The following is a 26,840-nucleotide window of genomic DNA, read 5'->3' on the forward strand; positions in this document are numbered from 1 at the left end:
AACGAAGTTGGTGCCACTCACATCAACTCTCTGAACCGGAGTGAACATGGCCATTCTTCAGGGCGCTACGGATAACTGGACGAAGTCGACGTACTCCGGCGGCAACGGCGCGTGCGTCGAAGTGAAGTCGCCCGTCACGCAGGCCATCGCCGTGCGCGACTCGAAGGCCCCCGAAGGCCCCTCGCTCTCCTTCGTGTCGGGAGCGTGGAACACCTTCGTGCGCGACGTCGCGTCGGGTTCGATCAACGCCTGACCGGTACGTCCGACCGGTACGCCGGTCCTCACGCGCCGCACCATGGCCGGTCACCGAACACGACCGCCAGGAGCCCTCTCGACTGGCCCGCCGTCCTGGCCGAGGGGGCTCGACCCGCCATCGGAACCGGCGCCGTCGATGGACGTACCGCACACATCATCACGTCAGCATTCGGCACCGACAGCACGCTCCGTGCCATCGGTGCGCAAGCGTCACATACAGCTTTCCCCTTTCTCCGGCCGCACGGGACCCGCATCCCGTGCGGTCGTTCTGCGTTCTCGGGCGTTCCTGCCTTGCGTCGATCTCTGCACAGCCTGACGAAGTGCCCGCTTATCGTGTGGCCGTGGTCACGTTCACGACAACGCTTCGATAGGTCAAGAACGAGTAAAATCGTTCGCCTTACTGATCCGCGTTCACATCCCTGACCGAGAAAACCTTGACCGAGGACCCGGACAGGCGGTTCAATCCCCGAAGTCCCCGTTCCCGCACGGGGCCCCGCTGAACGGCCGTACTGACGAAGTGCGTTCCCGTTCACAAGGCGGACCCCTGGAGGGGGCACATGAACAGTCTCGACTGGGCCGTGCTCATCGGCTACTTCGGTGTGATGGTCGCGATCGGACTCTGGTCGCACAAGCGCGTGGACAACGTCAGCGACTTCTTCACGGCCGGCGGCAAGATGCCGTGGTGGCTGTCGGGCATCTCGCACCACATGTCCGGCTACAGCGCGGTGATGTTCACCGGCTACGCGGGGATCGCGTACCAGTACGGCGTCACGTCCTTCGTGACCTGGTCACTGCCGATCGCGATCGGTATCGGCATCGGCGCCAAGCTCTTCGCACCCCGGCTCAACAGGCTGCGGTCGCGGTTGCACGTGGCCTCGCCGCTCGAATACCTCAAGGACCGCTACAACGTCCCGACCCAGCAGGCCCTGGCCTGGTCCGGACTCCTGCTGAAGATCGTGGACGTCGGTGCCAAGTGGGCCGCCATCGCCACCCTGCTCTCCGTCTTCACCGGCATCACCCTCACCCAGGGCATCTTCATCACCGGCATCATCACGGCCGTCTACTGCACGGTCGGCGGGCTGTGGGCCGACGCGCTCACCGAGCTCGGGCAGTTCATCATCCAGCTCTTCGCCGGGGTAGCCATGCTGGTGATCGTCATGAGCAAGCTCGGCGGCTTCAGTTCGCTGTGGACGGTCTGGGACAAGCTGCCCGAGGGCCACACGGAGCCGACGGCCGGCCCGTACACGGTGACCTTCCTGCTGGCGTACCTCTTCATCAAGACCTTCGAGTACAACGGCGGCATGTGGAACCAGGCCCAGCGCTACATGGCCACGGACTCCGCACGCTCCGCGACCCGTTCGGCCTACCTGTCCGCCGCCCTGTGGCTGGTCTGGCCGGTCGTGCTCTTCTTCCCGATGTGGGTGGCACCGCTGCTCGTCGAGGCCAAGAAGCCGGACGCCTCGGACAGTTACGCCCTGATGACCGAGCAGCTGCTGCCGCACGGGCTCCTGGGTCTGGTCGTCGTCGGTTTCTTCTCCCACACGATGGCCATGTGCTCCTCCGACGCCAACGCCATCTCGGCGGTCTTCACCCGGGACATCGCGCCGGTCTTCTCCAAGGCGGCCCGCACCTGGAGCAACCGCAGCGGGCTCATGGCCGCGCGGCTGTCCACACTCGCCTTCCTCGGCCTGTCCATGGCGCTGGCGACGCAGATCAACTCGCCGACGTTCAAGGACATCATCTCGGTCGTCATCAAGTGGGTGGCAGGGCTGATGGGCCCGATCGCCATCCCGTTCATGCTGGGCATGCTGCGCAGGTTCCGCCGGTCCGGCCCGACGGCGGCGCTCACCAGCTGGGCGGCCGGGCTGCTCGCCTTCTTCTTCACCAACTACAACCTCGACGGTTCGGTGAAGACGGACGTCGCCCTGCAGTACCAGGTGGCTCTGCCGCTGGCGATATCCCTCGTGCTCTACATCGTCATCGGGTTCGTCAAGCCCGAGGACACCCCGGAGCGCGACGCCCTCATCGAGACGATCAACACGGAGGGCGGTGGCCCCCGCGGCACCGCCGCCGCGGCGGCCGTACCGGCGCAGAAGCCCGGCCCGGAGAGCACGGGGGTCCCGGAGGGCGTGAAGGACTGACCGCCTCTCACGCGGGGGGGCACCTGAACGGTGGGCGGGCGCGGCGGCGCCCGCCCACTTCCGTCGTCCCGGGCCTCCGGGGGAACCCCCGCTCAGTCCCGCGGGTAGCGGGCCAGCCAGCCCGGGGCCACCGCGGTCGGGCTGTGCAGGGCGGGCCCCTGGGTCATCTCCATCGCGAAGTCGTCCGAGAGTTCGAGAAGCGTCGAGCGCCCCTCCAGCTCCGCCAGCCAGGCAGGCGGCAGCGCCGTCTCCCCGTGCAGCGCCCCGAGAAGGGCCCCGCAGACGGCCCCCGTCGCCGCGGACGGTCCGGAGTGGTTCACGGCGAGCCGCAGCCCGTGGCGTACGTCCTCGCCCACCAGCGCGCAGTACAGCGCCACGGCGAGGACCTCCTCCGCGGAGTCGGTGTCGCCCAGCGCCTCGATGAGGGCAGGCCCGGGTATCCCCTGGCGTACGGAGCCGAGGGCCTGCCGGAGCGCCTCGGTGACCTGCTCGCTGCCCGGACGCTCGGCGAGCAGGGCGAGCGCGTGCTGGACCGAGCCGTCCAGGCTCTCGCCGCGGGCCAGCCCGTGCACCATGACGGCGAGGGCACCGGCGGCGAGCTGGGCGGTGGCGTGGCCGTGGGTCTGGGCGGCGCACTCGACGGCCAGCTGGAGGACGAGCTGGGGCTCCCAGCCGACGAGCAGGCCGAAGGGTGCGGAGCGGGTGAGCGCGGCCGAGTCCCGTGCCGCGGGGTTCTTGGGCACGGCGAGGGTGCCCATCGTGGTGTCACCGAAGCCGACGAGGCACTCACGGGTCGGGGCGCGGCGGGTGTACAGCCACTCCTCCCTGGCCAGCCAGCCGTTGTCCTTGCGGCGTTCGTCGGGCCCCCAGGCGTTCTGGGTGGCCGCCCACCGCAGATGGGCGCGGTGCACGTCGGTCGGCGGATGCCAGGCGCCGGTGTCGCGGCGGACCTGGGCGCGGATGAGCCCGTCGACGGTGAAGAGGGTGAGCTGCGTGACGGCGGTGACGGCGCCGCGCCTCCCGTGCGCGGGGACGAAGTCGGCCACCCCGTCCACACCGTGGGCGGCGCGAATCGCCTCCAGGGTGAGCCCCGAGACACCCGCCCCGAGCGCGTCCCCGATCGCCCCGCCGAGCAAGGATCCCCGTACCCGGCCGCGGAAGTCCTGCTGCTGGGCACGGCCCCAGACAGCTGATGTCCCTGTGCTCACCGTGCCCCTTCCGTCCGGCCTGCCGCCTGCGACCGCGCAAGCACTGTAATCGAACAGGAAGGAGCGGTTCAGGGGCTGAACGGAATGTACGGACTGGTACGCGAGAGCGCTTCCGCGCGGCATTCCTCATGGTTTCCGGCCCGTGCCCCCGCGGCCGGGAGAGCGCCCCGGCCGCGGGTGGTGAGGTCAGCCGAACATGCCGGGCCGGTAGTCGCCCGCGGGCTGCTGCACGATGACGTTCAGCCGGTTGTACGCGTTGATCACGGCGATCAGGGCGACCAGGGCGACGAGCTGGTCCTCGTCGTAGTACTCGGCGGCGTTCGCCCACACGTCGTCCGGCACCCCGCCGGCCGCGTCCGCGATCCGGGTCCCCTGCTCCGCCAGCTCCAGGGCGGCTCGCTCGGCATCGGTGAAGACGGTGGCCTCGCGCCACACCGCGATCAGGTTGAGCCGGAGCGCCGTCTCCCCCGCCTCCGTGGCCTCCTTGGTGTGCATGTCGGTGCAGAAGCCGCACCCGTTGATCTGGCTGGCCCGGATCTTGACCAGCTCCTGGGTCGCGGCGGGCAGCCCCAGGTCGGTGACCACCTTCCCTGCCGAGTTGATGTGCCGCAGGAAGGTGGCGGCGGCCTTGTTGCCGAAGAGGTCGAGACGAGCGTTCATGATCAGCTCCTGAGCTTCTGCCGATTTCTTACACTCCCTCGACGGACCGGCCCCGGCAGGATGTGACATGGCCCCATGTGACCCGCGTCTCCCGGCGGCGACGACGACTGTCTCGAAGTGACCGACGGATTCCCTGTTCGTCGCCTACGCGGCTCAGCCCACGGCGTCCAGCGTCGGATAGTCCGTGTAGCCCGTCTCCCCGCCCACGTACATCAGGTACGCGTCCCGGACCTGGTTCACCGGCGCCCCCGTGCGCAACCGGCGGATCAGGTCCGGGTTGGCGAGGAAGGGCCGCCCCAGCGCGATCACGTCCGCTCCGGCGGCCAGCAGCCGCTCGGCGTGGGCGATGCCGCCGTCCTCCGGGATGCGGTCCTTCGGCAGGACGGGGTTGGCGATCAGCGTGCCCTGCCAGTCCTTCCGGATCCGCTGAAAGACGGGGTCCTCCGGGTCGGCGTACCCCACGTGGAGATAGGCCAGGCCGGTTCCCGCCAGGGCCGCGAGGAGCGCCGGGTAGATCTCCTCGGTATCGCCCTCCTCCATGCCGTTGACCGTGCTCCACGGCGACACGCGCAGGCCGGTCCGCTCGGGTCCGATCGCCGCCGCCACGGCCTCGGCCACCTCCACGACGAAGCGGATGCGGTGGTCCACGGAGCCGCCGTAGGCATCGGTCCGCCGGTTGGTTCCCTGGCCCAGGAACTGGTGGAGGAGGTGGCCGTTGGCGCTGTGCACCTCGACGCCCTCGAAGCCCGCCTCGACGGCGTTGCGGGCCGCCGAGGCGAAGTCGGCGACGGTGGAGGCGATGTCCTCGGTGGTCATCTCGCGGGGTACGACCGAGGGCACGCGCCCGGCCGGGGTGTGGATCGTCTCCGGCAGCGCGATCGGCGAGGGGGCTACCGGCGTCAGTCCGCTGGTGTCCGGATGGCCGGCGCGCCCGCCGTGCTGGATCTGGAGGAACATCCGCCCGCCCTCCGCACGGACCGCGTCGGTGACCCGCCGCCACCCGGCGACGTGGGCCGGGCTGTGGATCGCGGTGATGTTCGGGTACGTCTGCCCCACGGCGTTCGGTGTGGACGCCTCCGCGATGATCAGCCCCGCCGAGGCGCGCTGCGCGTAGTACGTGGCCATGAGCGGGGTCGGCACACCGTCGGCGGTGGCACGGTTCCGGGTCAGCGGAGCCATCACGAGGCGGTGGGGAAGGGTGAGGGGGCCGAGTTCGACGGTCTCGAAGAGCTTCGCGGGGGAAGTGGCTGCGTTCGTCATGCCGGAACGGTAAGAATTGACACCGGTGTGAGGTTCAAGCCCCGGAGGCGAGGAAACCATGCGGATCGGCGAGCTGGCGGCGCGTACGGGAGTGAGCGAACGCTCCCTGCGCTACTACGAGACCCAGAACCTCCTGACGGCCGACCGCACCCCCGGAGGCCACCGTGACTACGCCGAGGGCGCGGTCGACCGTGTGATCCGCATCCAGGAGTTCTACGCCGCCGGGCTGTGCAGCTCGAAGATCGCCGAGCTCCTGCCCTGCGTACGGGACACGGACGGCGGCCCCTCCGAGATCGCCACCCCGCGCCTGGTCAGCGACCTCTCCGTGGAGCGCGACCGCATCGACCGGAAGATCGACGAGCTGCGGCGCTCCCGGGAGGTGCTGGACGACGTGATCGCCACGGCGGCGGGCGAGACGCCGAGCGGACGCTGAGCCGAGCACGCCTCCTTCATCCCCCCGGCGTCATCATCGGCTCGTCGGCGGACGGACCGAGCCGCGAGCCCGCCGAATAAAGGGGACACAGGATGTCGGGTATGGCGCCGAGCATGGTTTCACCGGTCGTCGGCGACGACTTCATGGACCGGGCCGTGCCGCCTGCCAGGACTCGAGGAGATTCATGCCCGACACATCGACACCCGCACTCCACGGAAAGATCGCCCTGGTCGCAGGCGCCACCCGGGGCGCCGGCCGTGGCATCGCGGTCCAGCTCGGCGCGGCGGGCGCGACCGTCTACGTCACCGGCCGCACCACTCGGGAACGGCGCTCGGAGTACGGCAGAGCCGAGACGATCGAGGAGACCGCGGAGCTCGTCACCGCCGCGGGCGGTACGGGCATCGCGGTGCCCACCGACCACCTGGTGCCCGAGCAGGTCCGTGCGCTGGCCGAGCGCATCGATGCCGAGCAGGGGCGTCTCGACGTGCTCGTCAACGACGTCTGGGGCGGCGAGCGGCTGTTCGCGTTCGACAAGCCGGTGTGGGAGCACGACCTCGACGACGGGCTGCGGCTGCTCCGGCTGGGCGTGGAGACCCATGCGATCACCAGCCACTTCACGCTTCCCCTGCTGGTGCGGCGGCCGGGCGGGCTCGTCGTCGAGATGACCGACGGGACAGCCGCGTACAACGGAGCGAACTACCGCAACTCCTACTTCTACGACCTGGTCAAGAACAGCGTGCTCCGCATGGCGTTCGTCCTCGCCCACGAGCTGGAGCCGCACGGCGGGACGGCGGTGGCGCTCACCCCGGGCTGGCTCCGCTCGGAGATGATGCTCGACGCCTTCGGTGTGGCCGAGGAGAACTGGCGCGACGCGCTGACCGAGGTGCCGCACTTCTGTATCTCGGAAAGCCCGGCGTACGTCGGCCGCGCGGTCGCCGCTCTGGCCGGGGACGCCGCCCTGGCCCGCCGGAACGGCCAGTCACTGTCCAGTGGGCAACTCGCCCAGGAGTACGGCTTCACCGACCTCGACGGTTCCCGCCCCGACGCCTGGCGCTATCTCGTCGAGGTCGCCGACGCCGGGAAGCCGGCCGACGCGTCGGGGTATCGCTGACGGCCAGGCCGGGGGGCCTTGGTCGCTTCGGCTGAGGAGCCGAGCCGCCTACTCCTCGGCAAAGACGTCCTCGACCGACCGGGCGGTGGGGGCCCGCAGAAGCCAGCGGTTCAGGGTGTCGAGATCGCCGCAGGTGGTGATCCGTTCACGCGCCTCGTCCGATACGTCGACGCCCGCTTGCGCAAGGAAGAGCAGGATGCCCTGCGCAATGCCTTCCGTCCGGCCCTCGTCCCGGCCCTCGTCCCGGATTTCCTCTGCCATGAAGGACTTGTAGAAAGAGAGGTCCACGGCCACCAGATTCCTCCACTGTTGTGCGGCCGGGCGGTTGCCCAGGCCTTGCGCGGTGCCCCGAGCGCCGGGGTGGTTCTTGCCGGGAGCATATGTCCGCGCGCTCGCCCAGACCCGCCCGAAGGAGTCGGCTCACCCACGTGAGTGACGTACCCAGAACGGCAGTTGCGAGCAGCCGCTTCCGGAGCCCGGCCGCGCGGCTCCGGAAGCGGCAGGTGCTCCGCTACCGCGGCAGCACCGGCAGCAGTTCCGGCAGGTGGCCGTCCGACGCCGCCGCGGCCGTGACCCGCTCCTCCGGGACCTCGCCGTACAGCGTCGTACGCGGCTTCGCCGGCCGGCCCGCCAGGTCGGCGATGGCGACGAGGTCCTGGATCGAGCGGTACGAGCCGTAACTGGAGCCCGCCATACGCGAGATGGTCTCCTCCATCAGGGTGCCGCCCAGGTCGTTGGCGCCCGAGCGCAGCATCTCCGCAGCGCCCTCCGCACCGAGCTTCACCCAGCTGGTCTGGATGTTGGTGATGTGCGGGTGGAGCAGGAGGCGGGCCATCGCCGTGACGGCCCGGTTGTCGCGGTCGGTGGGGCCCGGGCGCGCGATGCCCGCCAGGTAGACCGGGGCGTTGGTGTGGATGAACGGCAGCGTCACGAACTCCGTGAAGCCCCCAGTCTCCTGCTGGAGGCGGGCCAGCGTCCTGAAGTGACCGAGCCAGTGCCGGGGCTGGTCGACATGGCCGTACATCATCGTGGACGAGGAGCGCAGGCCCGTCTCGTGCGCCGTCCTGATGACCTCCAGCCAGTCGGCCGTCGGCAGCTTGCCCTTGGTGAGGATCCAGCGGACCTCGTCGTCCAGGATCTCCGCGGCGGTGCCGGGGATCGAGCCGAGGCCGGCCTCCTTGGCCGCGGTCAGCCAGTCGCGGATGGACATGCCGGTGCGGGTCGCGCCGTTGACGACCTCCATCGGCGAGAAGGCGTGGACGTGCATCCCGGGCACGCGTTCCTTCACCGCCCGCGCGATGTCGAAGTACGCGGTGCCGGGCAGGTCCGGGTGGATGCCGCCCTGCATGCAGACCTCGACCGCGCCGACGTCCCATGCCTGCGCCGCACGGTCGGCGACCTGGTCCAGGGAGAGGGTGTAGGCGTCGGCGTCCGTACGCCGCTGGGCGAAGGCGCAGAAACGGCAGCCGGTGTAGCAGACGTTGGTGAAGTTGATGTTCCTGGTGACGATGTAGGTGACGTCGTCACCGACCACGTCACGACGCAGGGTGTCCGCGATCCGGCACAGCTCGTCCAGCGCCGCCCCGTCCGCGTGGAGCAGGGCGAGGGCCTGGTCGTCGGTGAGCTTCGTGGGATCGTCGGCGGCCTGGCTCAGGGCCTGGCGTACGTCGGTGTCGATACGGGACGGCACCATGCCGGGGGCGGCGGCCTCCCGCAGGGCCTCCCAGTCGCCGTACACCTCGTCGAAGTCGTCGCGCCGGTCGCCGGTGCGGCCCTCGGTGTCGATGGTGCGGTGCAGGTCGGTACGGCCGGACGAGCCGAACTCCTCGTCGGGCTCCTGCCAGGGCAGCCCGGCCGGGATCGCGTCCTCCTTCGCCAGGCCCGTCTCCGGGTCGGCGAGCGCGCGCACGTGCGGCAGCAGGCGGGGGTCGATCCAGGGCTCGCCGCGCTGGATGAACTCCGGGTAGATGGTGAGGCGTTCTCGCAACTGGAACCCGGACTCGGCCGTACGGGCCGCGAGTTCGTCGATGTGCGGCCAGGGGCGCTCGGGATTCACATGGTCCGGGGTGAGGGGCGAGACCCCGCCCCAGTCGTCGATGCCCGCGCCGATCAGCAGGGCGTACTCGGCGTCGACGAGATTCGGCGGGGCCTGGATACGGGCCGAGGGGCCCAGGATGTGGCGGGCGACGGCGATCGCGGCGGCCAGCTCCTCCAGCTCCGCGTCCGGCATCCCGCGCATCGCGGTGTCCGGCTTGGCGCGGAAGTTCTGGACGATGACCTCCTGGATGCCGTGGTAGGAGCGGGCCGTCTTGCGCAGCTGGAAGAGGGAGTCGGCGCGCTCCTCGTACGACTCGCCGATCCCGATCAGGATGCCCGTGGTGAACGGCACGTTGGACCGGCCGGCGTCCTCCAGCACCCGCAGCCGGACGGCAGGCTCCTTGTCGGGAGAGCCGTAGTGGGGGCCGCCCTTCTCGGACCACAGCCGGGTCGCCGTCGTCTCCAGCATCATGCCCATGGACGGCGCGACGGGCTTCAGCCGCTGCAGGTCCGTCCACGTCATCACACCGGGGTTCAGGTGCGGCAGCAGCCCCGTCTCCTCCAGCACCCGCACCGCCATGGCCCGCACATACGCCAGGGTGTCGTCGTACCCCTCGGCCTCCAGCCACTCCCGCGCCTCGGGCCATCGGTCCTCGGGCCGGTCGCCGAGCGTGAACAGGGCTTCCTTGCAGCCCATTTCGGCGCCCTTCCGGGCGATGTCGAGGACCTCGTCCGGCGACAGGAACATCCCGTGGCCCGCGCGCCTGAGCTTCCCCGGCACGGTGACGAACGTGCAGTAGTGGCAGGTGTCCCGGCAGAGCCGGGTCAGCGGGATGAAGACCTTGCGGGAGTACGTGATCACTCCCGGCCGGCCCGCGGCTTCGAGACCCGCGTCCCGGACCCGGGCGGCGGACGCGGCGAGATCGGTCAGGTCCTCCCCCCGCGCCTGGAGCAGGACGGCGGCCTCGGCCACGTCGAGGGCGACACCGTCGCGGGCCCTCCGGAGGGCACGCCGCATGGCGTTGGTCGTGGGGCGCTGAGGAACGGTCATGATCCGAGCATACGAGCGCGTCACTCCTTCCGGACCGGGGCCTCTGCCGTGCGTAACCACCCCGTCGGCACTGGCGCCTTGGCCGTTATGTCCCGCTTGCCCCGTAGGCTCGGGGAGGTGATGGAAACGATCGTCTTCGACATCGGAGAAACCCTCGTCCGCGACGACCGCCACTGGGCCTCGTGGGCCGACTGGCTCGGGGTCCCGCCGCACACCGTCAGCGCCCTGGTCGGCGCCGCCGTCGCCCAGGGCCGCGACGGCACCGACGCGTTGCGCATCCTGCGCCCCGGCATGGACGTCGGCGAGGCGTACCACGCCCGGGCGGCGGCCGGGCGCGGCGAGCACCTGGGCGAGACGGACCTCTACCCCGACGTCCGCCCGGCCCTGGCCGAACTGCGCGCGCTCGGCCTGCGGGTCGTCGTCGCGGGCGACCGGACGGCCCGGGCCGGAGAGCTGCTGCGGGCCCTCGACCTGCCGGCCGACCTGGTCGTCACCTCGGAGGAGTGGGGTGTCACCAAACCGGACCGGGAGTTCTTCGACCGCGTGCTGGAGGTGTCGGGCGCCTCGCCGGAGGCCACCCTGTACGTGGGGGACCACCCCGCCGACGACCTGTTCCCGGCGAAGTCGTCCGGACTGCGGGCGGCCCACATCCGCCGTGGCCCGTACGGACATTGGTGGGCGGACCACCCGGACGTCCTGGAGACGGCGGACTGGCGCATCAGCGCCCTGACCGAACTGCCGGGACTGCTGGGCGGAACCGCGCGGCGGAGGCCGGCCCCGGGCCGGCCCGAGGAGCCCGCGCCGCGCGAGGAGGCCACCCCACCCGAGGGTTCGGCTCCGCACGAGGAGGCCAACCCGCCCGAGGATTCAGCCCCGTCCGAGCAGGTACGAGCCTGAGCTCCTACTCCTCATCCCCCCGCAGCGAGAGCCGCAGCCGGTCGCTGGCCAGCCTCATGTGCTCGGCCATCGCAGCGTCCGCGCCCTCCGGGTCCCCCGCCCGGATCGCGTCGAGCACGGCCCCGTGCTCGTGCAGCGTCCCGCTGACCGTGCCCTCGATGTCTCCCGCCCGCTCCATCCACACCTGGAGCAGCGCCCGGATGGAGTGCAGGATGTCGCTGAGCACCGTGTTGCGGGCGATGTTCGCGGTCTCCAGATGGAAGGCGATATCGGCGTCGATGAACGCCTTGACGTCCGTCCCCGCCTCCCGCATCCGCTCCAGGTGCTCCTCCAGGCGCTCCACGTCCGCCTCGGACGCCCGGTCCGCGGCCAGCCGCGCCGACATGCCCTCCATGAAGGTACGGACCTCGACCAGGTCCTGGGTGCGGCGCTGACCGAGCATCAGGCCCCAGTTGATCGCCCGCGGCAGGAACTCCGAGGTCCCCTCGCGGACGTACGAACCGGAGCCGGGCCTGATCTCGATGATGCCCAGGACGTCCAGCGCGGACAGCGCCCCGCGCACGCTGGACCGCGCGACGCCGAGGGCGTCGGCGAGCTGACGCTCGGCGGGCAGGCGCGTGCCCGGCTTCAGGTTCCCCTCGGACAGGTGATCAAGGAGCCGCTTGGCCACCTCACTGACCGAGGACTCCCGTACGACGGGGCGCAGAAGTGACGTGAAATCGGGCGCTTCGGGCTGCGTGGACACGCTGACCAGTACATCAGACGGGGCGGCGGAACCCCGGGGCGGGCGGACGATAACGCGCTCATCGGCCCAGGAGAAGAGCTCAGGGGAGCGACCTACGTCACTTTGGTAAATTGGTGACCAATTTAGGATCCGAGGCTAGCTTGGAGTTGTTCACCGGCCGGAAACACAACCTTCCACGGTTCGCCTTCGCCTGCCGGAGTAGACACGGAACCGGACAAAGCGGTCCGCAAGCGAGGAGTCTTCCATGGGCGCCACTGCGCATTCAGCGATCGAGAGATCAGCGATCAAGAAGGTCTCGATCCGGCTCGTCCCCTTCGTGGCCCTGATGTTCTTCGTGAACTACCTGGACCGGACGGCGGTCTCGTTCGCCGAGCCCAACGGCATGGGGCAGGACCTCGCCCTCACCGCGGCGCAGTTCGGCTTCGCCTCCGGCGTCTTCTTCATCGGCTACATCATTCTCGAAGTGCCCAGCAACATGGCGCTGCACAAGTTCGGCGCCCGGCGCTGGCTGGCCAGGATCATGGTGAGCTGGGGCGTCGTCGCCCTCCTCTTCACCTGGGTGCAGAACAGCGAGCAGCTGTACACGCTGCGCTTCCTGCTCGGTGTCGCCGAGGCGGGCTTCTTCCCCGGCGCGATCCTCTTCCTCAGCCAGTGGGTGCCCTCCCGGCACCGTACGAAGGTGCTCGGCCTCTTCTACCTGGCGCAGCCCCTGACCACCGTCATCGGCGCCCCGCTGGCCGGCTGGTTCATCAACCAGCACGGGCTCCTGGGCCTCGAGGGCTGGCGCGTGATGTTCCTCGGTGTGTCGATCCCGGCGATCCTGCTGGGCGTCATCGCCTGGTTCTACCTGATCGACAAGCCGGCCGACGCGAAGTGGCTGACCTCCGAGGAACGGGACTGGCTGACGAAGGAGCTCGCCGCCGAGAACGCCGGCAAGACCGGCGCGGACGAGAAGGCCAACCACGGCAAGGCCGCCCTGAAGGCCGCCTTCACCAACAGCCGGGTCTGGATCCTCGCGCTCATCTACTTCGGCTTCATCTACGGCCTGTACGCCCTCGCCTTCTTCCTGCCGACGATCATCAACGGCTTCCAGGAGCAGTTCGGCACGACGTTCAGCGTGATGGACAAGGCCCTGATCACCGCCATCCCGTATCTCCCGGCCGCGATCGTCCTCTACTTCTGGTCGCGCCACGCCACCAGGCACGGCGTCCACACCTGGCACATCGCGGGTCCGGCCGTCGTCGGCGGTATCTCGATCCCGGTCGCCCTCTACATGGGCTCACCGGCCGCCACGGTCGCCGTCATCACCGTCACCGCCTGTGCGATCTTCGCCGCGCTGCCGGTCTTCTGGTCCGTCCCCTCGCAGTTCCTGACCGGCGCGACAGCCGCGGCCGGTATCGCCCTGATCAACACCGCGGGCAACGTGGCCGGCTTCGCCGCCGGTTACGTCACCGGCTGGCTGAAGGACTTCAGCGGTGCCTACTACCTGCCGCTGTTCCTCGTCGGGGCCTTCATGCTCATGTCCGCCGCGCTGATGCTGTGGCTCGCCAACCGGTCCAGGGGCCGGGGCGCGAACCAGGGCCGGCCCCTCGCAGAGGTCCGCTGATGACCCGCCTGTCCAACGACCCCGCCGCCTTCGCCGACGAGGCACTCGAAGGCTTCGCAGCCGCCCACCCCCGCAGGGTCCGCCAGGTCCCCGGCGGCGTGGTCCGGGCCACCCGCACCGCCCCCGGCCAGGTCGCCGTGGTGGTCGGCGGCGGCTCCGGCCACTACCCGGCCTTCTCCGGGCTGGTCGGCCAGGGCCTCGCGCACGGCGCGGCCGTCGGCAACGTCTTCGCCTCCCCCTCCGCCCACCAGGTGCGCCAGGTCGCGCGGGCCGCCGAGACCGGCGGCGGCGTCCTCCTCGCGTACGGGAACTACGCGGGCGACGTCCTGCACTTCGGCCAGGCCGCGGCCCGGCTCACCGCCGAGGGCGTCCCCACCCGCACGCTCGGCGTCACGGACGACATGTCCAGCGCCTCACCCGACGAGGCGCACAAGCGCCGCGGTGTCGCCGGGGACCTGGTCGTCTTCAAGACGGCCTCGGCCGCGGCCGAGGCGGGACTGCCGCTGGACGAGGTGACCAGGATCGCCGAGCTGGCGAACGCCCGTACCCGGTCCTTCGGTGTCGCGTTCTCCGGCTGCACCCTCCCGGGCGCCGACCACCCCCTGTTCACCGTCCCCGAGGGCCGCATGGCCGTAGGCCTCGGCATCCACGGCGAGCCCGGCATGGGCGAGCAGCCCGTACCGACCGCCGACGAGGCGGCCGAACTTTTGGTCGCCACCGTCCTCGGCGAGCTCCCCGAGGGCGTCGGGTCCCCGCGCGGCGAGCGGGCGGCGGTGATCCTCAACGGCCTCGGCTCGGTGAAGTACGAGGAGCTGTTCGTCGTCTACCGCCGGGTCGCCCAACTCCTCGCCGAGGCCGGTGTGGAGGCCGTCGACCCCGAGGTCGGCGAGCTGGTCACCAGCTTCGACATGGCCGGTGTCTCGCTCACCCTGTGCTGGCTCACCGACGAGCTGGAGCCCCTGTGGACGGCCCCGGCCGACGCCCCCGCCTACCGCAAGGGCACCGTCGAGGCGGCGGACCTGTACGTACCCGACCCGTCGGCGGAGACGGCCGAGGAGGCCGTCCCGCCCGCCACCGACGCCTCCCGCGAGGCGGCCCGCACGGCCCTCGCCGCCCTGCGCGTCCTCAAGGAGACCGTCGACGTCCACGCCGAGGAGCTCGGCCGGATCGACGCGGTCGCCGGTGACGGGGACCACGGCATCGGCATGCAGCGCGGCTCCACCGGGGCGTACGAGGCGGCTGCCCGCGCCGAAGCGCTCGGCGCCGGTGCAGAAACGCTTCTGCACTGGGCCGCCGATGCCTGGGCCGACCGGGCCGGCGGCACCTCCGGCGCCCTGTGGGGCGTCATGCTCCGGGCGCTCGGCACCGCGCTCGGCGACACCGAACGGCCCACGGCCCCCGTGGTCGCCACCGGAGTCGCCCGGGCCGCGGCGGGCGTGATGGAGCTGGGGAAGGCGGAGGTCGGCGACAAGACCATGGTCGACGTCCTCGTCCCCTTCTCCTACGCGCTCACGGCCGCCGCCGACGCGGGGCAGCCCCTGGCCACCGCCTGGGACACCGCCGCGCACTCCGCGTCCGCCGCCGCCGAGGCCACGGCGGACCTGCTCCCGCGGATGGGCCGCGCCCGCCCGCACGCCGGGAAGAGCCTCGGCACCCCGGACGCGGGAGCCCACTCGCTCGCCCTGATCGTCCGTGCCGTGCACGACGTGTTCGTACCCACCCTGGAGAACCACTGATGTCCGAGAAACGGTCCGAGAAGCGGTCCGAGAAGCGGTCCGAGAAGCCGTCCGGGAAGCTCCGCGTCGTCGTCGGCTCCGACGACGCCGGTTACGCGTACAAGGAAGCCCTCAGGAAGGACCTGGAGGCCAGCGGCCTCGTCGAAGCCGTCACCGATGTCGGTGTCGACGCCGACGGGCACACCGCCTACCCGAAGGTCGCCATCGCCGCGGCCGAGATGGTCGCCCGCGGCGAGGCCGACCGCGCCCTGCTGGTCTGCGGCACGGGCCTCGGCGTGGCCATCGCCGCCAACAAGGTCAGGGGGATCCGGGCCGTCACCGCCCACGACTCCTTCTCCGTCGAGCGCGCGGTGCTCTCCAACAACGCCCAGGTCCTCACCTTCGGCCAGCGCGTCGTCGGCCTGGAGCTGGCCCGCCGGCTGGCCTCCGAGTGGCTGACGTACCGCTTCGACGAGGCGTCGGCGTCGGCCGCCAAGGTCGCGCTGATGGACGACTACGAGAACCAGCAGGAAGCCGCAGCCTGATGCCCGCGCAGAACCGCCCCCGGGTCACGATCGGGGTGAGCCTGAAGATGTACTTCGGCCACCACGAGACCCTCAACTGGGCCCGCAGCATCGCGGATCTGGCCACCCGGCACCCGGCCGTCACCGACGGCACGGCCGAGCTGTTCGTGCTGCCCGCCTTCCCCGCGCTCGTCCCCGTCACCGGCATCCTCGCCGGTACGGAGGTACGGACCGGGGCGCAGGACCTGGCCACCCAGGACTCCGGCCCGTACACCGGCGAGGTCAGCGGCGCGCACCTGCACGAGATCGGCGCCCGTTACGCCGAGGTCGGGCACGCCGAGCGCCGCCGGCTCTTCGGCGAGGGCGACACGGTCGTCGCCGCCAAGACGGCCGCCGCCCTGCGCAACGGGCTGACCCCGGTGCTCTGCGTCGGCGAACTCGACCAGGTGTCCCCCTCCGAAGCCGCCGCCCGCACGGTCGCCGAGGCCGAACGCGTCCTGGCCACGGCGGCCCACGACGGCCCCCTCGCCCCGGTCGTCCTCGCGTACGAACCGCAGTGGGCCATCGGCGCCCCCCGGCCCGCCTCGCCCGAGCACATCCGCACGGTCTGCGAGGCCCTCACGGCCTGGCTCGCCACCCAGCCCTCCCTGGCCGGCAGCCGCGTGATCTACGGCGGCAGCGCGGGCCCGGGGCTGCTGACCGAGCTGGGCCCGTGCGTCGACGGCCTGTTCCTCGGCCGCTTCGCCCACGACCCGGCAGCGGTGGAACGCATCCTCGACGAGGCGCGGGAAGGGGCCGCCGCGTGTACGGCCTGAGCACCTACGCCTTCTTCTGGCGCCTCTCGGACAGGGCCCCCCGCCCCCTCTCCCTCGACGAGATGCTCGCCGAGACCCGTGAACTGGGCGGCGAGGTCTTCCAGATCTGCGACTACCCGCTGATCGAGTCGTACGACGACGAACAGCTCGACGCCCTGCGCGCCACCGCCGCCGGCCACGGCATCACGCTGGAGCTGGGCACCAGGGGCGTACGCACCGAGCACCTCGCCACCTACCTCCGCATCGCGCGGCGCCTGGGCGTCACCCTGGTCCGCTCCATGCTGAACACGGCCGACCACCGGCCGTCCGCCGCGGAGGCCACCGCGCTCCTGCGCGAGGCCGTCCCCGCCTACGCGGCGGCGGGCGTCACCCTCGGCCTGGAGACCTACGAACAGGTCTCCACCGACGACCTGCTGGCCGTCGTACGAGGTGTGGACAGCCCGCATCTCGGCGTCGTCCTCGACCCGGGCAACAGCGTCGCCCGCCTGGAGCGCCCGGTGGACGTCGTCGACGCCACCGCCCCGTACGTGGTGAACATCCACGTCAAGGACTTCTCGTTCTCCCGCCGCGACGGCTGGGTCGGCTTCACCTACGCCGGCTGCCTTCTCGGCGAGGGCCTCCTCGACTACGACGACATGATCCGCAAGGTCGGTCCCGACGAGCGGGGCATCAACCAGATCGTGGAGCACTGGCTCCCCTGGCAGGGCGATTTCGAGGAGACCGCCCGCCTGGAGGACCAGTGGACCCGGCACAGCATCAACACCCTTCTGAGGAGCAAGTAATGGCCACCGGATCCAGGACCGTCGCCGTCATCGGGGCCGCAGGCAAGATGGGCCGGCGCGTCTCGAACAACCTGGTCAAGAGCGACTTCACCACCCTCTTCGCCGAGAACTCCCCCAAGGGCCAGGAGCTGATCCGCGAGCTCGGCCGCGAGCTCACGGACAGCGCCGACGCCGCCGCACAGGCCGACGTCGTGATCCTCGCCGTCCCGGACGTCGTCCTCGGCACGGTCTCCGATCAGCTCGTCCCGGTCATGAAGCCGGGCGCGATCCTGCTGACCCTGGACCCGGCAGCCGCGTACGCCGGTCTGCTGACCCGCCGCGCCGACGTGCACAACGCCGTGGCGCACCCGTGCCACCCGTCGGTGTTCCTGGAGCGGACGACGAAGGAGGAGTGGGCGGACACCTTCGGCGGCATCGCCGCCCCGCAGGAGGTCGTCGCCTCCTTCGAGCCCGCCGCCGAGTCCGCCGACCCGTCGGCCCAGGAGCTCGCCGAGGCGGTCATCTCCACGATGTACGCCCCGGTCGTCGAGGTGCACTGGGTGACGGTCAAGCAGCTCGCGGTCCTGGAGCCGACCCTCGTCGAGACGATCGCCTGCATGGTCGGCGCCCTGCTGACCGAGGCCCTCCACGAGACCGTCCACACGGTGGGCGTCCCGGAGAAGGCGGCCCGCGCGATGCTGCTCGGCCACACCCAGGTCGCGCTGGCCAACACGCTCAAGGGCTCGAACCCGTTCTCCGACGCGTGCCTGATCGCGATGGACTACGGCCGCGAGTCGATCGTCCGCGACGACTGGAAGAACGTCTTCAAGGACGACGAGCTCGACAAGGTCATCACGCGGATGCTCAAGATCAAGGAGATCAAGCGCTGACCCGGTCCTGACACCGGCGCCACCGCTCAGGTCCCCGCGAAACCGGGCCGGGCTCTCCATCAGGGGTGGAGGGCCCGGCCCTCCGCATGTCCTCTCGCCTCACACCCCGAGGATGCGGGAGATCCCGTAGTCGAAGCGCTCGTCGAAGGAGGCGTCCTCGAAGTGCTCGGCGGCCCGGGACAGTGACGGGTACTCCCCCGCACCCAGCCGTCGGGCGAACACCGGGCCCCTCGCGTCCGGCAGCGCCTGCTCCTCCTGGGCCAGCCCGAGGGTGAAGTAGACCAGGGTCCAGGCCGTCCAGACCGCCTCCCGCTCCCTCAGTCCGCCGGCCAGCAGCGCCTCGACCGTCAGCTCGGCGAAGCGGAGCGTGGCGGGCTCGGCGGCGTACGTGCCGGCCACGATCCTGGCGCCGTCCCGGTGGGCGAGCAGAGCCCGGCGGTAGCGGTGGAACAGCCCGCGGACGCGGGGCTCCCAGGGCTCGGGCAGCCCCTCCACCGGCACCTCGGCCAGGATCGCGTCCGCCATCAGCTCCAGCAGCCGGGCCTTGGTCTTGGCATGCCAGAGCACGGTGTTCATCCGTACGCCGAGCCGGTCCGCGATGCCCCGGATCGAGAGACCGTCCGCGCCCTTCTCGTCCAGCAGCTCCAGCCCCGCACGCACCACCGCGTCAGGGCCGAGCCGGACGGACGCGGGACTCTCCGCTTGCTTCTTGGTCACCGACCTAGTCTACTGGGCACCCACGCCATTGGTCACTGACCAAGAAAGAAGGAGTCGCCCCATGGAACACGTCGTCATCGCGGGAGGCGGGCCCACCGGCCTGTGGCTGGCCGCCGAACTGCGCCTGGCCGGGACGCCCGTCACCGTCCTGGAGGCCCGGCACGAGCGCGACCCGCACTCGAAGGCCCTCACCCTCCACCCCCGCACGCTGGAGATCCTGGCCTTCCGGGGCACCGTGGACCCCTTCCTCGCAGAGGGGCGGCGCATCCCCAGCGGGCACTTCGGCGGCCTGGACAGCCGGATGGACTTCAGCGCCCTGGACACCCCGTACCCCTTCACGCTCGCCCTGCCGCAGGCCCGCACCGAGGAGCTGCTGGAGGAACGCGCCCTGGCCGCGGGCGCCGACATCCGGCGCGGGCACCGGGTGACCGGCCTCACCCAGGACGAGGACGGGGTGACCCTGGAGGCGACCGGCCCCGAAGGCCCGTACACCTTGCGCACCGCGTACGCCGTCGGCTGCGACGGCACCCGGAGCACCGTGCGCGGGGCCGCCGGGATCGCCTTCCCCGGCACCGACGCCACGACCTGGGGCTGGCTCGGCGACGTCGTCCTCGACGCCCCGCCCGAGGGTGCGGTGTACGCCGCGTCGGGTCCGGCCGGCGGCGTCATGGTCGTCCCGTTGCCGGAGGGCGTCCACCGGATCGTCGGCGGCGACCCGGACAGCGACGGCCCGGACCACCCCGGCGAACTGACCCTGGACGCCCTCCGCGCCAAGGTGACCCGGATCGCCGGCACCGACTTCGGGATGCGCGACCCGCACTGGCTCTCCCGGTTCGGCAACGCCACCCGGCAGGCCGCCTCCTACCGCAAGGGCCGCATCCTGCTCGCGGGCGACGCCGCACACATGCACTACCCGGCCGGAGGCGTCGGCCTCAACGTCGGCCTCCAGGACGCCACGAACCTCGGCTGGAAGCTGGCCGCGACCCTGGCGGGCACGGCCCCGGACGGGCTCCTGGACAGCTACCACACCGAACGCCACCCGGTCGGCGCCGACCTGCTGCTCGGCACCCGGGCGCAGACGGCCCTGATGAACGCCCACTCGGCCGAGGGTCAGGACCTACGCACCCTGCTCAGCGAACTCATCGCCACCGTGCCCGAGTTCTCCCGGAACCTGGCCGAACGGCTCTCGGCGCTTGCCGTCGCCTACCCGGCTGCGGCGCCCCACCACCCCCTGGCCGGCCACCGCGCGCCCAATCTTCGACTCGCCGACGGCACAGACCTCTTCACCCTGCTCCGCACCGGCCGCCACATCCTCCTGCACTTCACCGGCACCCCGGCGCCCGACTCCATCCCCCACGTCATCACGCACACCGCAGCCGAGCCGGACTCACGTCCCGCCTGGTCCACCGTGCGTGCCGCGCTCATCCGCCCCGACGGACACATCGCCTGGGCGAGCGAGCAGCCCGAGGCCGAAGCCCTGCGGGCCGAGGCGCAGGCGGCGGCAGCCACCACCCACCGCCGCGGCACCCCTCGGTCAGTGGGAAGTCGAGGAGACAGAAACCGGACATGACGTACGCATATCTGTCCGCGACCTCTCACTGACGGGGTGCGCGCCGGGAGCGCCGGCCTACTTGCCCAGCACCGCCTTCATCACTTCCTTGGCGATCGGGCCGCCCAGGCCACCGCCGGAGATGTCCGAGCGGGAGATGTCCATCGCCGTCGGGTCGATGAACACCGCGACCGCCACCGACCGGCCGTCGGAGTTCTTGCCGTACGAGACGAACCAGCCGTACGGGACTTCCTTGCTCACGTCGTCGCCGCGCTGGGCCGTACCCGTCTTGCCGCCCACCGTCACACCGTCGATCAGGGCGCGCTTGGCGCTGCCCTCCTTGGCGGTGAACTCCATCATCTCCTGGACCTTCTTCGCCGTCTCCTCGGAGACCGCCTCGCTCTTGAGCTGCGGCTCGTGCTCCTCCAGCGTGGAGAGGTCCGGGCCGTCCAGCTTGTCCACGATGTACGGCTGCATCAGCTTGCCGTCGTTGGCGAGGGCCGCCGTGACCATGGCCATCTGCATCGGGGTGCTCGTGAGGCTGCCCTGGCCCATGCCCGTGAGGGCGGTGCCGGGCTTGTCGAGCTTCTCGGGGTAGAGGCTCTTGGTGGCGAGCATGTCGCCGAAGGCCTCGGAGTAGACGTCCGCGTTGAAGCCGAACTTCTCGGCCGTCTCGCGCATCCCCTGGTCGCCCACCTTGAGGGCGGCGTCCAGGAAGACGTTGTTGCAGGAGTACTGCATGGCCGTCTTCATCGACGCCTTGTTGCAGACCGCGTCGCCGGCCTCACTGCTGATCTTGCTCGACGACAGCGGCAGGGGGTACGGGGAGACCGCGTCGGTGGGGGCGTCGACGTCCGTGACGACGCCGTGCTCCAACGCGGCGGCAGCCGTGAGGATCTTGAAGGTGGAGCCGGGCGGGAAGGTCTCGCGCAACGGCCGGTTGGCCAGCGGCTTGCCCTTGTCGTCGACCAGGGCCTGGAACTTGTCGCCCTCCTTGAAGGAGTTGCCGGCGAAGACCGAGGGGTCGTACGAGGGTGTCGAGACCAGGGCGAGGACCTTGCCCGTCGACGGTTCGAGGGCGACGACCGCTCCCCGGGCGTCCAGGTCGCTCAGGCCCTTGTAGCCCGCCTCCTGCGCCTTCGGGTCGATGGTGGTGACCACGTTGCCGCCGCGCCGCTCCTCACCGGTGAGGACGTCCTTGGCCTGCTGGAAGGCGAAGCGCTCGTCCTCGCCGCTGAGGACGCTGTCGTACGTGTTCTCCAGGAGGGACATGCCCTGCGCCTGGGAGGCGTAGCCCGTGACGGGGGCGTACATCGGACCCTGCTTGAACGTCCGCTGGTACTTGAAGTCGGTCCCCTCGACCGCCTTCGACCCCGTGACCGCCTTGCCGCCCACGATGATGTCCCCACGCGGGGTGGCGAACTGGGTGATCTTGACCCGCCGGTTGTGCTCGTGGGTGGCCAGCTCCTCGCTCTGCGCGTACTGGAGCCAGTTGGCCCGTACCAGCAGAGCAAGCATCAGCAGCCCGCAGAAGATGGCTATGTGCCGCAACGGCCTGTTCATCGTGCTCCCGCTCCCAGGCAGCCGAGCACACACGCACACGGGCCGCACCATCGATGTCCGGAGGTGATAGATGCGATTTTAGCGTCGATGGTTGCACGGGAAGCCCACGGCCGGTGGCTACCGGGCCCCAGCTCCCTCACAGATGGGCGGCGTACGCGTCCAGGGCGCGCAGCACCTCCGCCTCCCCGGCCGGGGGCAGCTGGAGGACGACCTCGTCGACACCGAGATCCGCGTAGTGCGCCAGCTTTCCCGGCGAGGGCCGCACGGCGTAGGGCACCACCTGGAGCTGCTCCGGGTCGCGGCCGGCCTCCTCCCAGGCGGCGCGCAGCTTCGGCACGGACTCCGACAGGCCGCGCCCGCCGATCGGCAGCCAGCCGTCCGCGTCCCGGGCGATCTGCGCGAACAGCTTCGGCCCAGCCGCCCCGCCGATGAGGGTGCGCGGACCGTTCACCGGGCCGCGCGGCGCCTGCACCGGCTTCGGGTGGGCGTGGCTCGCCCGGACCGAGCCGAACTCACCCTCGTACGCCGTCGGTTCCGCCGCCCAGAGGGCACGCATCAGGGCCAGCCGGTCGCTGCCGAGGGCGCGCCGGGTCGACCACTCCACCCCGTGGTCGGCGGCCTCCTCCACATTCCAGCCGAAGCCGATGCCGAGTGTGAACCGGCCGCCGGAGAGGTGGTCGAGCGTCGCGGCCTGCTTCGCCAGGTCGATGGGGTCGTGCTGGGCGATCAGTGTGATGCCGGTGCCGAGGGCCAGCCGTTCGGTGACGGCGGCGGCCTGCCCCAGGGCGACGAAGGGGTCGAGGGTGCGGCCGTATTCGGGCGGGAGCTCGCCGCCCGCCGGATACGGGCTCTCCCGGCTCACGGGGATGTGGGTGTGCTCGGGCAGATACAGCCCGGCGAATCCCCGCTGCTCCAGCTCGCGAGCGAGCCGGACCGGCGTGATCGTCTCGTCGGTGAGGAAGATCGTTGTGGCGATCCGCATGCGAGGCACCTCCGTCGTCGTCCGTGACGGGTCCCAACGTATGCCGTGCGGCGGGTGAATCGGGCCCTCGCCAGGTGATTCAGTCCTGCACGACCAGCGCCGGGGTCTCCTTCGTCAGCACCTCACCCCGGAAGAACGCCGGGCCCCGGCGGCGCATGGCCTCCATCAGCACCACACCGAGCAGCAGCAGCCCGACGCCGATGACGAAGACGGAGCCGACGCCGAACACGGAGGAACCGGAGCCGTAGGCCGGGTCCCACATGTCGTACAGGGTCTTGCCGAAGACCGCCGTGAGCAGGATGCCGCCGACGACCGGGAACAGGCCCTTGAAGACGAGGTCGCGGGCGGACCGGGTGAGGTCGGCGCGGAAGTACCAGGCGCAGGCGAAGGCCGTGAGCGCGTAGTAGAAGCAGATCATCAGGCCGAGCGCGTAGATCGTGTCGACCAGGACGTGCTCGCTGACCAGGGTCATCACCGTGTAGAACACCCCGGTCGCGACGCCCGCGACGACCGTGGCCCTGCCGGGCGTACGGAAGCGGGGGTGGACCTTGGCGTACGAGGCGGGCAGTGCCTCGTACGCCGCCATCGCCAGGACCGTGCGCGCCACCGGGATGAAGGTGGTCTGCAGGCTCGCGGCGGCCGAGGCGAGCACCGCGACGAAGAGCAGGATGCCGAGGCCGGGGCCCATGACCGGTCCGGCCAGGGCCGCGAAGACGTTGTCGGAGGTCTCCGGGTTGGCGAGGCCGAGGCCCGCGTCGCCGGTGCCGACGGCCATCTGGGCGGCGATGCCGGTGGCGAGGTAGGAGCCGACCAGGACGACCATCGCGATGAGTGCGGCACGGCCGGGGGTCTTCTCGCTGCCGGTGGTCTCCTCGTTGGCGGTGAGACAGGTGTCCCAGCCCCAGAACATGAAGATGGAGAGGGACAGCCCCGCGGTGAAGGCGCCGAAGGACTGGACGGCGAACGGGTTCAGCCAGGACCAGGAGAAGTCCGTCGAGGTCGCGGCCAGTTCGCCGCTGCCCGCCTTCTGCACGGCCATCGCGACGAACACCGCGAGGACCACGAGCTGGAGGGCCACGAGGGTGTACTGAATGCCCTTGGTGGCCGTCATCCCCCGGTAGCTGATGGCCGTCGCCACGGCGATCAGGAGGAGGCACGTGAGGATGTGGACCGGTTTGCTGTCGTCCAGTGCGGCCACCGAGCCGCTGCCGGTGATCTCACCGGCCAGCAGCCAGAAGTAGGAGGTGGCGACGCCCGCGAGGTTCGACAGGACGATGATCGTGGCGATCACCAGGCCCCAGCCGCACATCCAGCCCAGGCGCGGCCCGAAGGCCTTCACCGTCCAGGTGAACGAGGTGCCGCAGTCCGGCACGGCCTTGTTGAGCTCCCGGTACGCGAAGGCGACCAGCAGCATCGGGAGGAACCCGGCCAGGAACACGGCGGGCATCTGCGCGCCGACCTCACCGGCGGTGGAGCCGAGGGTGGAGGTCAGGCAGTACACCGGGGCGACGGTGGAGATGCCGAGGACGGCACTGCCCATCAGGCCGACGGAGTTCCCGCCGAGCCCCTTCTCGCGTACGCCACCGTCGGCCGGGGCACTTCCCCGTACCGTGTCTCCGGCCTGTGGCCGCGCGTCCAGCTCTGTCATGGAGAGGACGCTATGCGCTGCGTTTTCCACATCCGGAGGATGAGACTCCGACGTCTCACCCTTGATTACGCACACCACGGCGGGACTTGAGCACATGGATCGAAAGCTTCAGGTGAACATGACCTTGCATTCAATGACCCACACGAGGACGAGCAAGCGTACGGGAATCGCACCACCGTCCCTTTTGTGGTGATTCAAAATTTGTCCGTCGCGTGGTTGCGCCCGGGCCGGCCGGACGCCCCCACGGCCTCGCTACCGCTTGCGGTACAGCTCCTCGATCTCCGCGTCGAAGTCCCGGAGGATCGCGTCGCGCTTCAGCTTCAGCGACGGCGTGAGGTGACCGCTCTCCTCGGTGAAGTCCTTGGGCAGGACCGTGAACCTACGGATGGACTCCGCGCGCGAGACCAGCCGGTTGGCCTCGTCCACCGCACGCTGCAGCGCCGCGCGCAGCTCCTCGTCCTCGACGAGCTCGCGCAGGGGGACGCCCTCCTTCTTCCGCATCCGGCGCCAGTGCGCGAGGCCGTCCGGCTCCAGGGTGATCAGGGCGCTGATGAACGACCGGTTGTCCCCCACGACCATGCACTGGCTGACCAGCGGGTGGGCGCGCAGCCAGTCCTCCAGCGGGGCGGGGGTGACGTTCTTGCCGCCGGACGTGATGATGATGTCCTTCTTGCGGCCGGTGATCGTGAGGTAGCCGTCCTCGTCCAGAGCCCCCAGGTCGCCCGTCGCGAACCAGCCGTCCTCCAGATACGGGGTGGCCTCGCCGCGCTCGGTGTCCCAGTAGCCCCGGAAGACCTGGCCCCCGCTGAGCAGCACCTCCCCGTCGTCCGCGATGCGCACGGCGGTGCCCGGCAGCGGCCATCCCACCGTGCCCAGGCGGGGCTTGAGCGGCGGGGTGACCGTGGCGGCGGCGGTGGTCTCGGTCAGGCCGTAGCCCTCGAAGATCTGCATGCCGGCCCCCGCGTAGAACGCGGCGAGCCTGCGTCCCAGCGGGGAGCCGCCGCAGATCGCGTACCGGACGTGGCCGCCCAGCGCGGCCCGGATGCGCCGGTAGACCAGCGGGTCGTAGAGGGCGCGGGCGGCGCGGAGTCCCAGGCCTGGGCCGGGGCCCGTGCCGTGTTCGGCGGCCTCGACCGCCTCGCCGTAACGCCGCGCGATCCGGGCCGCACGGTCGAAGGACGAGGCGCGCCCCATCTTCTCGGCGGTGGCCCGGCCGGTGTTGAAGACCTTCTCCAGGACGTACGGGATGGCCAGCAGGAACGACGGCTTGAAGCCTGCCAGGTCCGCGAGCAGGTCCTCCGTCCGGATGGACGGCGCGTGCCCGAGCCGTACCCGTGCCCGCATGCAGCCGATCGCGACCATCCGGCCGAAGACGTGCGAGAGGGGCAGGAACAGGAGGGTGGACGCGGGGTACTTGGAGACCGACTTGAAGACCGGGTGGAGCAGCTCGATGGCGTTGTCGACCTCGGCGAAGAAGTTCCCGTGGGTCAGGACGCAGCCCTTGGGCCGGGCCGTGGTCCCGGAGGTGTAGATGAGGGTGGCGGGGCTGTCCGGTTCCAGGGCGCTCCGCCGGGCGGTGACGGCCGCGTCGGGTACGTCCTTGCCGAGCGTCTTCAGCCGGCCGATCGCGCCCGTGTCGAACTGCCACAGATGGGCGAGGTCCCCGAGCTGCTGCCTCTCCTGGCTGACCAGCCGCCCCTGCTCCTTGGTCTCCACCGCGCAGGCGACGGCGCCGGAGTCCTGGAGGATCCAGCGCGTCTGGAAGGCCGACGAGGTGGGGTAGACGGGCACGGTGACCAGCCCGGCCGCCCAGGACGCGAAGTCGAGCAGCGTCCACTCGTAGGTCGTACGGGCCATGATCGCGACCCGGTCACCGCTCTGCAGGCCCTCCGCGACCAGGCCCTTGGCGACGGCCAGCACCTCGGCGGCGAACTCGGCGGCGGTCACGTCCTGCCAGCTGCCGTCGGCCTGCTTGCGGCTGAGGACCGCCTCGGACGGGGCCTCCCGGGCGTTGTCGAAGGGGATCTCGGCGAGCGAGCCACGTCGCACGGCCGGCGCGAGCGGCGGCACGGAGACTTCCCGTACGGAGCCGTCGGCCGCCCTGACCTTGGTCGGCTCGACCAGGACCGGAACGGTGGGCGCGGCGGGTACGGCGGCGGGGGCGGGCGTGGTCACGAGCGGCTCCTCGACGTGGGGTACGGCGCCGGGCCCCGTCCCTGGGGTCCGGCGCCGAGGCGGCTGCTGGGTGCGCGGGGTCGTTCACGTACGGATG

General features: G+C 71.1%; 23 protein-coding genes. 12 read left to right on the forward strand and 11 right to left on the reverse strand.

The genetic code is table 11. The annotated features are described in order from the left end of the window. Positions 1-46 precede the first annotated feature (46 nt). Together ACIP63_RS30795 and ACIP63_RS30800 are read left to right on the forward strand one after the other, a co-directional pair. The gene (locus ACIP63_RS30795) at positions 47-253 is read left to right on the forward strand and encodes a DUF397 domain-containing protein (protein WP_356709852.1); all 207 of its coding nucleotides are present in this window, start codon (positions 47-49) and stop codon (positions 251-253) included. 559 nt (positions 254-812) lie between these two features. Continuing rightward, positions 813-2,396: a sodium:solute symporter family protein gene (locus tag ACIP63_RS30800; RefSeq protein ID WP_401522141.1), complete on the forward strand. Its 1,584-nt coding sequence runs from the start codon at positions 813-815 to the stop codon at positions 2,394-2,396. A gap of 92 nt (positions 2,397-2,488) precedes the next feature. On the opposite strand, the gene ACIP63_RS30805 is transcribed toward ACIP63_RS30800, so the two are convergent. The 3 genes from ACIP63_RS30805 to ACIP63_RS30815 form a co-directional block, all read right to left on the reverse strand. Next, complete coding sequence (locus tag ACIP63_RS30805) at positions 2,489-3,604, reverse strand: ADP-ribosylglycohydrolase family protein (protein ID WP_401522144.1); 1,116 nt, start codon at positions 3,602-3,604, stop codon at positions 2,489-2,491. A 186-nt stretch (positions 3,605-3,790) separates the two neighbouring features. Then, positions 3,791-4,264, reverse strand: a complete 474-nt coding sequence (locus ACIP63_RS30810) for a carboxymuconolactone decarboxylase family protein (protein ID WP_401522147.1) — start codon at positions 4,262-4,264, stop codon at positions 3,791-3,793. A 153-nt stretch (positions 4,265-4,417) separates the two neighbouring features. Next, the gene (locus tag ACIP63_RS30815; RefSeq protein WP_401522150.1) at positions 4,418-5,524 is read right to left on the reverse strand and encodes an alkene reductase; all 1,107 of its coding nucleotides are present in this window, start codon (positions 5,522-5,524) and stop codon (positions 4,418-4,420) included. A 58-nt stretch (positions 5,525-5,582) separates the two neighbouring features. Between ACIP63_RS30815 and ACIP63_RS30820 the strand changes: the two genes are divergently transcribed. After that, entirely contained in the window at positions 5,583-5,957 is a 375-nt protein-coding gene (locus tag ACIP63_RS30820) for a MerR family transcriptional regulator (RefSeq protein ID WP_401522153.1), read from the forward strand. A 184-nt stretch (positions 5,958-6,141) separates the two neighbouring features. Further along, entirely contained in the window at positions 6,142-7,068 is a 927-nt protein-coding gene (locus ACIP63_RS30825; RefSeq protein ID WP_401522156.1) for an SDR family oxidoreductase, read from the forward strand. Between the two features lie 48 nt (positions 7,069-7,116). Here the strand turns inward: ACIP63_RS30825 and ACIP63_RS30830 are convergent, their stop codons facing one another. Both ACIP63_RS30830 and ACIP63_RS30835 read right to left on the reverse strand, forming a co-directional pair. Further along, positions 7,117-7,362: a hypothetical protein gene (locus ACIP63_RS30830; RefSeq protein WP_401522159.1), complete on the reverse strand. Its 246-nt coding sequence runs from the start codon at positions 7,360-7,362 to the stop codon at positions 7,117-7,119. Positions 7,363-7,579: 217 nt separating this feature from the next. Continuing rightward, positions 7,580-10,156: a bifunctional FO biosynthesis protein CofGH gene (locus tag ACIP63_RS30835; RefSeq protein ID WP_401522162.1), complete on the reverse strand. Its 2,577-nt coding sequence runs from the start codon at positions 10,154-10,156 to the stop codon at positions 7,580-7,582. A 120-nt stretch (positions 10,157-10,276) separates the two neighbouring features. Between ACIP63_RS30835 and ACIP63_RS30840 the strand changes: the two genes are divergently transcribed. Then, positions 10,277-11,053 carry an HAD family hydrolase gene (locus ACIP63_RS30840; protein ID WP_401522482.1) on the forward strand — a complete coding sequence of 259 codons (777 nt, stop codon included), beginning with the start codon at positions 10,277-10,279 and terminating at the stop codon, positions 11,051-11,053. A gap of 4 nt (positions 11,054-11,057) precedes the next feature. Here ACIP63_RS30840 and ACIP63_RS30845 read toward each other — a convergent pair whose 3' ends face one another. Further along, positions 11,058-11,798 carry a FadR/GntR family transcriptional regulator gene (locus tag ACIP63_RS30845; protein ID WP_401522164.1) on the reverse strand — a complete coding sequence of 247 codons (741 nt, stop codon included), beginning with the start codon at positions 11,796-11,798 and terminating at the stop codon, positions 11,058-11,060. A gap of 244 nt (positions 11,799-12,042) precedes the next feature. Here ACIP63_RS30845 and ACIP63_RS30850 point away from each other — a divergent pair, with 244 nt between their 5' ends. Genes ACIP63_RS30850 through ACIP63_RS30875 form a run of 6 tightly spaced genes read left to right on the forward strand, consistent with a single transcriptional unit; the run spans position 12,043 to position 18,109 of the window. Further along, complete coding sequence (locus ACIP63_RS30850; protein ID WP_401522167.1) at positions 12,043-13,404, forward strand: MFS transporter; 1,362 nt, start codon at positions 12,043-12,045, stop codon at positions 13,402-13,404. Continuing rightward, complete coding sequence (locus ACIP63_RS30855) at positions 13,404-15,140, forward strand: dihydroxyacetone kinase family protein (protein WP_401522170.1); 1,737 nt, start codon at positions 13,404-13,406, stop codon at positions 15,138-15,140. Before ACIP63_RS30850 ends, ACIP63_RS30855 begins: the two co-directional genes overlap by 1 nt. After that, entirely contained in the window at positions 15,140-15,664 is a 525-nt protein-coding gene (locus ACIP63_RS30860; RefSeq protein WP_401522173.1) for a ribose-5-phosphate isomerase, read from the forward strand. The genes ACIP63_RS30855 and ACIP63_RS30860 overlap by 1 nt, the downstream gene beginning before the upstream one ends. Next, positions 15,664-16,458, forward strand: coding sequence for a triose-phosphate isomerase family protein (locus tag ACIP63_RS30865; RefSeq protein ID WP_401522175.1), 795 nt, complete (start codon positions 15,664-15,666; stop codon positions 16,456-16,458). Before ACIP63_RS30860 ends, ACIP63_RS30865 begins: the two co-directional genes overlap by 1 nt. Then, on the forward strand, positions 16,446-17,240 hold the full coding sequence (locus ACIP63_RS30870) for a sugar phosphate isomerase/epimerase family protein (RefSeq protein WP_401522178.1): 795 nt from the start codon (positions 16,446-16,448) through the stop codon (positions 17,238-17,240). Before ACIP63_RS30865 ends, ACIP63_RS30870 begins: the two co-directional genes overlap by 13 nt. After that, on the forward strand, positions 17,240-18,109 hold the full coding sequence (locus ACIP63_RS30875) for a phosphogluconate dehydrogenase C-terminal domain-containing protein (RefSeq protein WP_401522180.1): 870 nt from the start codon (positions 17,240-17,242) through the stop codon (positions 18,107-18,109). The genes ACIP63_RS30870 and ACIP63_RS30875 overlap by 1 nt, the downstream gene beginning before the upstream one ends. Positions 18,110-18,208: 99 nt before the next feature. Here the strand turns inward: ACIP63_RS30875 and ACIP63_RS30880 are convergent, their stop codons facing one another. After that, positions 18,209-18,826: a TetR/AcrR family transcriptional regulator C-terminal domain-containing protein gene (locus ACIP63_RS30880; RefSeq protein ID WP_401522183.1), complete on the reverse strand. Its 618-nt coding sequence runs from the start codon at positions 18,824-18,826 to the stop codon at positions 18,209-18,211. A gap of 61 nt (positions 18,827-18,887) precedes the next feature. On the opposite strand from ACIP63_RS30880, the gene ACIP63_RS30885 reads away from it, so the two are divergent. Beyond that, positions 18,888-20,396 (forward strand): FAD-dependent monooxygenase, encoded by a 1,509-nt coding sequence (locus tag ACIP63_RS30885; protein ID WP_401522185.1) that lies wholly within the window; start codon positions 18,888-18,890, stop codon positions 20,394-20,396. Between the two features lie 57 nt (positions 20,397-20,453). Here the strand turns inward: ACIP63_RS30885 and ACIP63_RS30890 are convergent, their stop codons facing one another. From ACIP63_RS30890 to ACIP63_RS30905, 4 genes are all read right to left on the reverse strand, one after another. After that, entirely contained in the window at positions 20,454-21,938 is a 1,485-nt protein-coding gene (locus ACIP63_RS30890) for a peptidoglycan D,D-transpeptidase FtsI family protein (RefSeq protein ID WP_401522188.1), read from the reverse strand. 136 nt (positions 21,939-22,074) lie between these two features. Continuing rightward, a complete protein-coding gene (locus ACIP63_RS30895; RefSeq protein ID WP_401522191.1) occupies positions 22,075-22,920 on the reverse strand; it encodes an LLM class F420-dependent oxidoreductase in 846 nt (281 codons plus the stop codon). A gap of 79 nt (positions 22,921-22,999) precedes the next feature. After that, on the reverse strand, positions 23,000-24,568 hold the full coding sequence (locus ACIP63_RS30900) for an APC family permease (RefSeq protein ID WP_401522194.1): 1,569 nt from the start codon (positions 24,566-24,568) through the stop codon (positions 23,000-23,002). 252 nt (positions 24,569-24,820) lie between these two features. Continuing rightward, on the reverse strand, positions 24,821-26,743 hold the full coding sequence (locus ACIP63_RS30905) for an AMP-dependent synthetase/ligase (protein ID WP_401522197.1): 1,923 nt from the start codon (positions 26,741-26,743) through the stop codon (positions 24,821-24,823). Positions 26,744-26,840: the final 97 nt, after the last annotated feature.

The organism is Streptomyces sp. NPDC088746 (genome assembly GCF_044751065.1).
Taxonomy (GTDB): domain Bacteria; phylum Actinomycetota; class Actinomycetes; order Streptomycetales; family Streptomycetaceae; genus Streptomyces.